7 protein-coding genes are annotated in these 9,692 nt (G+C 44.2%); 6 read left to right on the forward strand and 1 reads right to left on the reverse strand.

The window, feature by feature from the left end; all coding sequences use genetic code 11:
• Positions 1-108 precede the first annotated feature (108 nt).
• Positions 109-984: an MBL fold metallo-hydrolase gene (locus tag ACLGGO_RS34035; RefSeq protein WP_446422634.1), complete on the reverse strand. Its 876-nt coding sequence runs from the start codon at positions 982-984 to the stop codon at positions 109-111.
• A gap of 142 nt (positions 985-1,126) precedes the next feature.
• Between ACLGGO_RS34035 and ACLGGO_RS34040 the strand changes: the two genes are divergently transcribed.
• The 6 genes from ACLGGO_RS34040 to ACLGGO_RS34065 all read left to right on the forward strand — a co-directional run bounded on the left by ACLGGO_RS34040 (position 1,127) and on the right by ACLGGO_RS34065 (position 9,687).
• Positions 1,127-2,863 (forward strand): DEAD/DEAH box helicase, encoded by a 1,737-nt coding sequence (locus tag ACLGGO_RS34040; protein ID WP_446422635.1) that lies wholly within the window; start codon positions 1,127-1,129, stop codon positions 2,861-2,863.
• Positions 2,864-2,914: 51 nt separating this feature from the next.
• A complete protein-coding gene (locus ACLGGO_RS34045) occupies positions 2,915-3,955 on the forward strand; it encodes a hypothetical protein (RefSeq protein ID WP_446422636.1) in 1,041 nt (346 codons plus the stop codon).
• A gap of 67 nt (positions 3,956-4,022) precedes the next feature.
• The gene (locus ACLGGO_RS34050; protein WP_446422637.1) at positions 4,023-4,832 is read left to right on the forward strand and encodes a TrmH family RNA methyltransferase; all 810 of its coding nucleotides are present in this window, start codon (positions 4,023-4,025) and stop codon (positions 4,830-4,832) included.
• A 343-nt stretch (positions 4,833-5,175) separates the two neighbouring features.
• The gene (locus ACLGGO_RS34055) at positions 5,176-7,296 is read left to right on the forward strand and encodes a S8 family peptidase (RefSeq protein WP_446422638.1); all 2,121 of its coding nucleotides are present in this window, start codon (positions 5,176-5,178) and stop codon (positions 7,294-7,296) included.
• Between the two features lie 610 nt (positions 7,297-7,906).
• Entirely contained in the window at positions 7,907-9,013 is a 1,107-nt protein-coding gene (locus tag ACLGGO_RS34060; protein ID WP_446335317.1) for a hypothetical protein, read from the forward strand.
• 131 nt (positions 9,014-9,144) lie between these two features.
• On the forward strand, positions 9,145-9,687 hold the full coding sequence (locus ACLGGO_RS34065; protein WP_446422639.1) for a tetratricopeptide repeat protein: 543 nt from the start codon (positions 9,145-9,147) through the stop codon (positions 9,685-9,687).
• Positions 9,688-9,692: the final 5 nt, after the last annotated feature.

Genomic DNA, 9,692 nt, shown 5'->3' on the forward strand with positions numbered 1-9,692 from the left:
CACTGTTTACTGTTCACTGTTTACTGTTCACTGTTTACTGTTCACTGTTTACTGTTCACTGTTTACTGTTCACTGTTCCCTATTCCCAGACAAATGACAAACTACTTATTAGCGTACCGTTTCCATCCAAGAAATACATTTTTGCATCTGTTGACCCATGGTTTGTGCATCTGCATGATACCGCCGTCCATGTCCAGGAAGTACCCACTCAAACCGATAGGTAGCCAGACGCCGCATCGAGTTGAGCAATTCTGACCACGAGTACCAGCAGAGATCGTCAAAGGCATAGAGTTGATGCAGGTGATCCGACCAAGCCAGATGGTCACCCGTAAAGAGAAACTTTTGCTGGTAGAGTAAAATGGTATGACCTTTAGTGTGACCGGGAACTGGGATAATTACCAAATCGGGGGATAGTGCGATCGCGTCGTGACCCGTTAGCTGAATTTCCACATCACTCGTCTTGGGGGTAATATCATCACTGTGAAGAATGCGATCGCACCGGAAATGGTCTCGAAACTTTTTATGGTCTGCGATATCATCGCGATGGGTGAGATACATATAGCGAATTTCACCCATTTTTTCCAAACGCTTAACCAAAGCTGGCGTAAATCGGGGCGAATCGACTAAAATGTTCCCCTGCTCCCGGACAATTAAATAACTCGCCGCCCCATAAGAACTTTCCGCATGATAACCGCAATGGTAAACATTGTCCGCGATCGGAATCGGAAAGGTTTCCTGAACCGCTTTAATATCCTGAGGCTTGTCTACCGTACCAATCGAAGCTGTGGGACAGGATAGCAACGCCTGCATCGCTGCTAATCGTTCAGTTTCATTCGTCGGTTGATGGTAAACTGCTGATTGTTCATCTGCCCGATGGAATACGTCTGGTGCCATCCAGCGACAAGTATCACAATCAATACAAGTTTTATCGACATAAACGTCACCCTTAGCGTTTTGGGGACGACGTTGATTCAGAGTAGCCATTGTTTTATCTGAGTTTTAACTATGGGATTGGATTAGAGGTGCAATACTTATAAAGTAAGAAATATACAAAAAAATGCCCTCTACCCCAAGGGGAAGAGAGCCAAGTATGGTTTTGAGGTGTGGATAAAGGTAACGATAGATCATGGACAGCTTATACACCTTCAAATTTAATCACTCCAGTGCCTTACAAGCACTTGCTGATGGGCAAACGGACACGATTGACTACTACGAAGCCAGAATTAAACTGTTTAACGTATCCGTGATGGCAGATTATGACCAACTCGTCTGCCTTCCAACTCTAACGGGGATTGATAAGCACTGGTATCAAATTGAAACCGCCCGCAAAGTCCTCAGACAACTGGGAGGACGCGCCCTTTTAGCCGATGAAGTCGGACTGGGGAAAACGATTGAAGCCGGACTCATCTTAAGTGAATACCTGGCACGAGGTATGATTGAATCTCTGTTAATTCTTACCCCTGCTTCTCTCGTCTCTCAGTGGCAACAGGAATTGCAAACGAAATTTGGTATCGACACCATTACCAGCGACGATAAACAACTCCAACTCAACCGGAGCGAATTTTGGAGTACAAATAACCGACTGATTGCCTCCCTGAATACGGCTAAATCAGCGAATCATTTCCACCTAGTCACAGCCCGAAACTGGGATTTAGTCATCGTTGATGAAGCACACCACCTGAAAAATCGCAGCACCCTAAACTGGAAACTTGTCAATGCCCTAAATAAACGATTTATTTTAATGCTCACGGCTACTCCTGTCCAGAACTCTCTGGTGGAATTGTTCAATCTCTTAACCCTGCTCAAACCGGGACTATTAAAAACAGAAGCGGCGTTCAAAAAAGAGTACGTTTCCTCAAAAAATGGACGAGTTCCCAAAAATCCCGAAAAGCTACGCCAGTTAATGCGGGAGGTAATGGTTCGCAATACCCGTTCTTTAGTTGATGTTCAGTTACCCAAACGCTTCGCTACCACCATCACGGTTACTCCTTCCCAGAGTGAAGAGAAACTTTATCAGGATTTGACCGAGTATCTGCGTTCTTGGGAAATCACTGAATCCGACTCTGGCAAAACCAAGAAATTAGACAAGTTTTCCCGCACCAATCTTTTAATGCGGGCAGGTTCCTCACCTCAAGCTTTAGCCGATTCACTCAAAAACCTTGCCAAAAAATTCCCTAGTGATGAATTAAAACGGTTAACCAGACGCGCCTCACAAATTAAAAAAGTTGAGAAGGCTTTAGCTTTAGTAGACTTACTCAAAAAATCGACTCAAAAAACCATCGTCTTTACCACTCATCGAGCCACATCTGCTTACTTAGCCAAAACACTGGAACAAGCGGATATCTCCTTTGCCCAATTTCTCGGAGATATGTCGTTAAAAGAGAAAGACGCAGCCATTGAAGCCTTTCGCGATCGCGTCTCCGTATTGCTCGCATCTGAGACAGGTGGTGAGGGGCGGAATATCCAATTTGCCAACGCGATTGTCAACTACGACTTACCCTGGAACCCAATGAAAATTGAACAACGCATTGGTAGAATCCACCGCATCGGACAGCAACAAGATGTGTTTATCTTCAATTTCTGTCTTCAGGATAGCATTGAGGAATACATCCTGCGAATCTTGCATGATAAAATTAATATGTTTGAACTGGTGGTCGGGGAAATCGAAACCATCTTAGGGAATGTGGATGAGGAGTTTGATTTCAGCGACGCGGTGATAGACATTTGGTTAAAACATCAAGCCAAACCTGAATTAGATACAGCCTTTGAAAACCTAGCCACTGACTTGATCAACGCTAAAGACAAATATCGCCAAATTAGCGAACTCGATGAACAGATTTTTGGAGAAGATTTTGAAGCTTAATTTTAAAAAGCAAATGCTATAAATCTTCTTTTATGTGTTCCTGATCTGAAAATGGTTTCCAATCCAATCCTGTCTACCCTAGCTCAACTCATCTCCTTACACGAAGGAATCGCCGAACCGGATGGCGAGCAGGTTTTGAATGTACTGTTAACTCAAACGATTGCCAAAGCTCTCGACTTACCTGAAGAGGTAACTTTCGCCACGAGAGCCGATATTCCCGAAAGCCATTTTGTCACCTATCACTCAGCCGTGCTGAATAAGTTTTCTGAACTGCTAGCAGATAGAGGATGTGTGACACAAGTAGGCGTGAAATATGAGGGTTATCTCAAAACGACAGGGTTTGAAAAACTGCTACAGCTTCATATTGCACCTCAAAATGGGTTGATTCGATTTATAGACGCTAAACCAAAAACCACTCGTTATATCTGGTGCAATGTCGCCTATACAGCCGAAGCAAATGAGAGAAGAATCGGGATGGTTTCATTTATTATTAATGAGTCAACTGGAGTGACCCCTGTAGACATTGGCGATGCTTTATTTTGGGAAGCCGATCGAATTGATGTTAATGATTCGGAAAATTTAACCGTGATGCAGTTTGAGGAGTTGTCCAGTTTAATTGAACAGACAGCCGCTAAATTAATTAAAGCGGAGCTAGAGAAGTGGAATGCTAAATTAACCCGAACGCTAAGAAGAGATTCAGAACGACTTCATGCTTATTACGGTGCGATCGCGGCTGAGATTGCTGCCAAAATTGAGCATAAAGGGTTAAGCGGTGAAGAAAAAGAGAAGGAGTTAGCCCGGATTGAAGCAACTCAACGGGAATTAGAGCGGAAACTGGCAGATATCAAGGAACGTTATACCCTCTCTGTAGACGCTTTTTTACATAGTGCCATGGTGATTCATCTGCCCACAATCCATATTAATTTTGAACTAGTTAGAAAGAAGGTAAAACGGGCGGTGACAGCGGTTTGGAATCCCTTTACAAAGGTTCTTGAGCCTTTACGTTGTGAAGTATCAGGAGAACCCGTCTATGAGTTTTATTTAGATGATAATGTGGCTAAGATCATCTCACCTAGCTGTTGGAATAAGTGATACTACGTTGCATTCAAACCGATAACCCTCCACTTAACCCATCCGACAAACAAATCCCAACCTAACGATGACAACTCACAAAACTAAGCATCCCAGAGATAAGTTTATTACAGTCTATGGCAGAAAACCTGTATTAGAAGCATTATCTAACCAGGATATTGTTATTGATAAAGTCTTAATTGCCGATAATGCCAGAGGAGAATTTATTGATGAAATAATCAAGGAAGCCAAAGAAAGAGGGGTGACAATTTCGCGAGAATCACCCAAATACATTACCCGAATTTCTCGTAACGGTCGTCATGATCAAGGCGTTGTTGTCGATGTGATTCCACCGGCGATGGAAGCCTTATCTACCTATTTAGAACGAGAACAATCTCATCCCCCTAATCTTAAACCTCAAACCCGCAAATTATTAGCCTTAGATGGGGTCAAAAATCCCAGTAATGTGGGCATGATTATCCGCACTTGCCTAGCGGCTGGGTTTGACGGAATTATCCTGCCCCGAAAAGGATGTCCTGATCTGAATCCTCTGGTGATTAAAGCCTCAGCAGGTACAGCATTTTATACCAGAGTTTTGCGCTGTGCTGAACTGTCTGAAGCACTCCAGCAATTGCATCAAGCTAATTATACAATTTATGGATTGAGTGGCACAGCTACCTCAACAATCTACAGTCTTTCTTTTTCACCGTTTTCGGTATTTGTTTTGGGAAATGAAACCGAAGGAATTAATCGAGATCATCACAACTTAATTGATACCTGGGTATCAATTCCCATTGAAGCCCCAGCCGAATCCTTAAACGTCGCCTCTGCCGCAGCCGTCGTTTGTTTTGAATTGAAACGTCAACATTTAGAGCGTCACTCCAGTAACAGCAATTGAACCTGTTAACTTGTAGTTAATGTATAGGTTGGGAAAACGCAAGGAAACCCAACTGACACCAAATCCGGGTTAGCTACTTATAATCCAGTCCGCGCAGGCGGACTTGGTTTGTGTAGCAGCGATTTCAATCGCCTCCTCTTGCAGGTGGTAATTCAGTTTTTCATATAAAAACAAACTAAACCAAAACATAGCAACAGGCAATTGATGAATTAGTCGGGTTACCCCAAGAGAACCCACGAAGGTGGGTCACGCCACTACAACTTATAATTATACTCTCTGATTTGCATAAGCTTCCCTACTCCAGAAGTAGAGATACATCGTAGCGTATACAAGGATACTCAAGATGAAGCGATTTGTATCTGCCATTTTAATCACAGCCTGTTTGTGGAACATTGACAATCTAGGTTCACGTCCTCAAGCCTCTCTAGCTCAAACCCAACCGACTGAAGCACTATCTTACTCATTCTATGGCAAACAAATTCCCCTAAATCTACGTAACGATGTGCTGGCGGTTCGCTTCAAAGCCATTCAGCCGCGAGGGAATAAACCCCTATATTTGCAACTCCAAGACGATTTAACCACAAGGGGAATTCAAGGGCGAGGTTCGACGTTACAACCGAATACCAATTTACAAGTTGACCCTCTCGGTAATCAGTTAGCGTTGGTTCGGCTTCCGGCTGGGGTGCGAACATCTACCCGGTTGTTAACCAACCAGATTCAACAACAGCCTTATGTTGAGGAAACCCTACCCGTTCTCAATCAAGGGGAATCTGAGGATAGGGAGAATGAAAATTTGATTGTTCTCCCCAATGAAATTGTCATTAGTTTTGCACCAGGGACATCCGAAACCCAGAAGCAACAAGTGTTGGACGAGCAGAACTTAGAAATCATTCGTCCCCTCCGCTTCAGTCAAAATCGCTATGTCGCCCGGTCAAAATCGGCATCAGGGACAGAAATAATTACCGTGGCAAATCAACTCAATCAAGTCAGTGTGATTCAGTCAGCGACACCGAATTTTATTCAAGCAATTTCGGATCAAATTGTTCCCCAAACCAACCTGATTAATTCTAGCCGAGAAACCCTCAACCCGGAGCGACTGCTGCAACAACGCCTTGCTCGTTTACCTAAGCCCAAAGACACTCCCTTTTCAACTGCTTTATTACCTCTACTGTGGCATTTAGATAGTACACCCAAACGGGGGCAACTGTTACCCCGCACCGATATTGGCGCGATCGCGTCTTGGCAAGCCAGCCAGGGGGGTGAAGGAGTTGTGGTTGCCGTGATTGACAGTTTGATCCAGTGGGATCACCAGGATTTAGCGAGCAATATTTATACCACCGATCATTATCCCGACAAACTCCCCGGTGAGGTCAATGGGTGGGACTTTTCTAGTTCTGGACAAGGTGATCCTGATACCCGATTGAGTCGGAATGAACGGGATATTCTTCAGCCCCATTTTCGCCATACCTTTGAGCTATCTTGTCAGGAAATGGTGGAAGAGTATAAAAAAGTAGCCTTACTATTAGCTCAGAACGACCCTGATGCTTCTGCTTGTGAAATTGGAACTTTAATTAAACAATACTTTCGCAGTAAGATAACATCTGAATTTCATGGAACCTGGGTGTCTGGTGTCGTCGCGGCGCATTCTCCCGATCAAAGCGGAATAGTCGGCGTTGCTCCCCAGGCAAAAATTTTACCTATTCGCGTCTTTGGATTAAATGGTGCAATAGATTCCATCTCTTTAATTGAAGCAATTGGCTACGCCGCCGCACGGGATGTTGATGTGATTAATTTGAGTTTAGGCGGATTAATGCCTCATCAAGCATTAAATGAACAAATCTTGAGTGTTTTAGAGGCAAATCCTCAACTGGTAATTGTGGCTTCAGCCGGGAATGAAAATCGGTCTGGAATTAGTTTCCCAGCAGCTATTCCTCAAGTGCTGTCTGTCGGGGCGACGAACATGCAAGGTGAGCGTAGTTCCTATAGTAACTATGGCAAAGGATTGGATGTGGTTGCTCCTGGTGGAGATATTAGTCGCAGTTTAAGTGGGGGTATTTTAACCACCGGGGGGACTGGATTATCATCATTATGGCAAGGGATAACGAAACCTGACTATGCTTGGGGATATACTCTCGATCCCTTGGGTAACTATGTGCAAGTTCAGGGAACATCCTTTGCAGCACCTGCTGTATCTGGGGTAGTGGCTTTAATGAAAGGCGTAAATAATACCCTGAATCGAGAGCGAATTATGGATGTGTTGGAAGAGACAGCCAGTTATCAGGGATTAACGCTAACGGAAACGGAACAGGATCTTTATCAAAGTTATCAACAAGCCCGTTTGACTGAGGAAAAACCCGAAGAAAGACCCGAATTTTCAGTATTTCCTAAACCTAGTTCCGCTGAGAATTATTTCTTTGGTCGGGGTTTGGTGAATGCAGAAGCGGCGATTCAAGCTGTGCAGTAAGCTATTCGGTATTTAAACCTGAATAACAATAATGGCTCTCATCCTTGTAGTGCGAGCATCTTGCTCGCTACTCATCCCATTATGTTCGCTACTCATACCAAGTTGCGTTCTATCATGTCATTCTGAGCGGAGCGAAGAATCTGGACAGATGCTTCGCGTCATTCCGTTTCACTGCATTCTACTCAGAATGACAGATTCTACTGGCGTGGCACAGCTAAAATTGTGGGATAGATTTTACCATTGAATCGGGCGCACGCCATGCGCCCCTACGGTTTCCGGGCGTAATTCTAATTCATCAAATAAGGTGTGCCACGCCACTACAACTTGGTATCATCCCCAATTTATAGCAACCGCCATAGCGGTTAGGACATATCTTATGATAGAGACGTTCCGGCGGAACGTCTCTACAACAGCATTGATGAGCGATAAAATAAACAAATTAATCCTACATTATTGTTTTTTTATTTAAATATCCTTAGGCATAAACTCCAGGATAAAATCCTTGTATAACGAACGAAAAACTCCAATCGGTGTGGGGGTTGAATTACAGCAGCTTATGCCGGAACGGGAGTAATAAGTTATCGGTTTTATCATCCCTGTTCCTTGACCTATGACACGACAACCTCATGACCAATTTGCCAAGCAGTATTTGGAAGAATTATTAGCGCCACTGGGTACAGTAGAAACTAGCCGAGATGTACCCAGCGAAGTGCGCCAGGTGGATGTTTGGTTTGTACCTGCATCCTCTCCCTCGACAGATTCTTCTAATCTGGGATTATTGGGGAAAATGGCAGCCACCGCTTGTCTATTTGAACCGTTTCGTAATGCCCCGACTGTAGCCGAAATACACGGTTGCTTATTGAAATTGTATTCGCTACGAGCTGAACTATTGAGAAAGGCACGACGAGAGAAACGTTCTGTGTCAGAGGATGAGTTACCCCTTTTGTGGATTCTATCGCCCTCTTGTTCTCAACGGTTACTCAACGGGTTTAGTGCCAAGTTAAGTCAGGATGAGAATTGGGGAGAAGGAGTTTACTTCTTACCGGAGTTTCAGAGAACCGCATTAGTAGCGATTAACCAATTACCCGTAAGTCAAGATACACTGTGGTTAAGAGTATTAGGAAAAAGGAGAACACAGCAACAGGCAATTGAGGAGTTACTTGAGTTGCCCAAAGAAAGTCCATTGCGGCGGAATATACTGGAAATACTAGCCAATTGGCGCATCAATGTGAGCAGTAGTGAAACCTTAAGTAATGCAGATAGGGAGTTACTGATGAACTTATCACCAGCTTATATACGTTGGCGGGAAGAAACCTTACAAGAAGGCAGACAAGAAGGCAGACAAGAAGGGATTCGGGAAGAACGACGGCAAATGGTAGAAAACTTTCTCAGAGTGCGGTTTGGGGAAATTGATGCGGAATTAGAAGCGATCATCGCACATATATTAAAGTTACCGCCAGAAGTGTTGACTCGTCTACTGTTTAACCTTTCCCCCGAAGAGTTATTACTGTGGTTTGGCGAAGGTTCTAGGCAAGATCTGAGATTAGGCGAAGGGGGGCGAGAAAAGGTGGAGAACCTGCTGAGAGTAAGGTTTGGTGAAGTTGATGCAGAATTAGCCGACAAAATCGCAGCCATGTTAGAGTTACCTCATCAAGAGTTGACTCCTTTGCTGTTGACGCTTTCTCGTCAGGAATTATTAGAACGGTTTGGCAGGTAGGGAGAAATCCTGGGCAAAGGGAAATGGCGTGTAGAGACGTAGCATGCTACGTCTCTACATTGCATAACCTCAACCTCGTAAGACATAGAGAGTAGTGAAGGCGCACTCAACCCAAAAGTGAAGGTAAACGGATGCATTATCAACAGCAACAGCCAACAGAAAAACTTCAAACCTATTTTCTCAATTCAACCTTAGCTTCTCGGCAATGGTTGGTTTATTCCTGCCATGCGGTAATCACTATCTTCAGCAGCGTTTTCATCGTCGCTGTGGGACAAGATCAGGGGTTATCCCTACCAAAACGCGCTGGAGAAATAGCGCCGATAAAGATCGCCCAAACCGACAAACGCGCTGAAGCCGAAAGACTGTATGAGGAGGGATTGCAACTGTTTCAACAAGGGACAGCCAAATCACTGCAACAAGCGATTGAAAAATGGGAAACAGCGCTTCCTTTGTGGCGTGAGGTGGGAGATCGATCAAAAGAGGCTTTGATTAATCTGGCACTGGGTAGAACTCACGATTTATTAGGATTCAAACAAAAAGCGCTCTTTTACTATAATCAAGCATTACCTCTGTATCGACAATTGGAAGAGCGCGCCCTTGAACCCGCATTTCTCACACAAAGAGCGATCGCAAACTCTAAAAGCCTTGGTAGACAGCGATTTGACCTCAGTTAGCTCCT

It is taken from the genome of Coleofasciculus sp. (genome assembly GCF_046565525.1).
GTDB lineage: Bacteria > Cyanobacteriota > Cyanobacteriia > Cyanobacteriales > Coleofasciculaceae > Coleofasciculus.

Bases quoted from the DNA above. Each gene is read 5' to 3' on its own strand.
- ACLGGO_RS34035 (WP_446422634.1), bottom strand. From the start codon at position 984: ATGGCTACTCTGAATCAACGTCGTCCCCAAAACGCTAAGGGTGACGTT.
- ACLGGO_RS34040 (WP_446422635.1), top strand. From the start codon at position 1,127: ATGGACAGCTTATACACCTTCAAATTTAATCACTCCAGTGCCTTACAA.
- ACLGGO_RS34045 (WP_446422636.1), top strand. From the start codon at position 2,915: ATGGTTTCCAATCCAATCCTGTCTACCCTAGCTCAACTCATCTCCTTA.
- ACLGGO_RS34050 (WP_446422637.1), top strand. From the start codon at position 4,023: ATGACAACTCACAAAACTAAGCATCCCAGAGATAAGTTTATTACAGTC.
- ACLGGO_RS34055 (WP_446422638.1), top strand. From the start codon at position 5,176: ATGAAGCGATTTGTATCTGCCATTTTAATCACAGCCTGTTTGTGGAAC.
- ACLGGO_RS34060 (WP_446335317.1), top strand. From the start codon at position 7,907: ATGACACGACAACCTCATGACCAATTTGCCAAGCAGTATTTGGAAGAA.
- ACLGGO_RS34065 (WP_446422639.1), top strand. From the start codon at position 9,145: ATGCATTATCAACAGCAACAGCCAACAGAAAAACTTCAAACCTATTTT.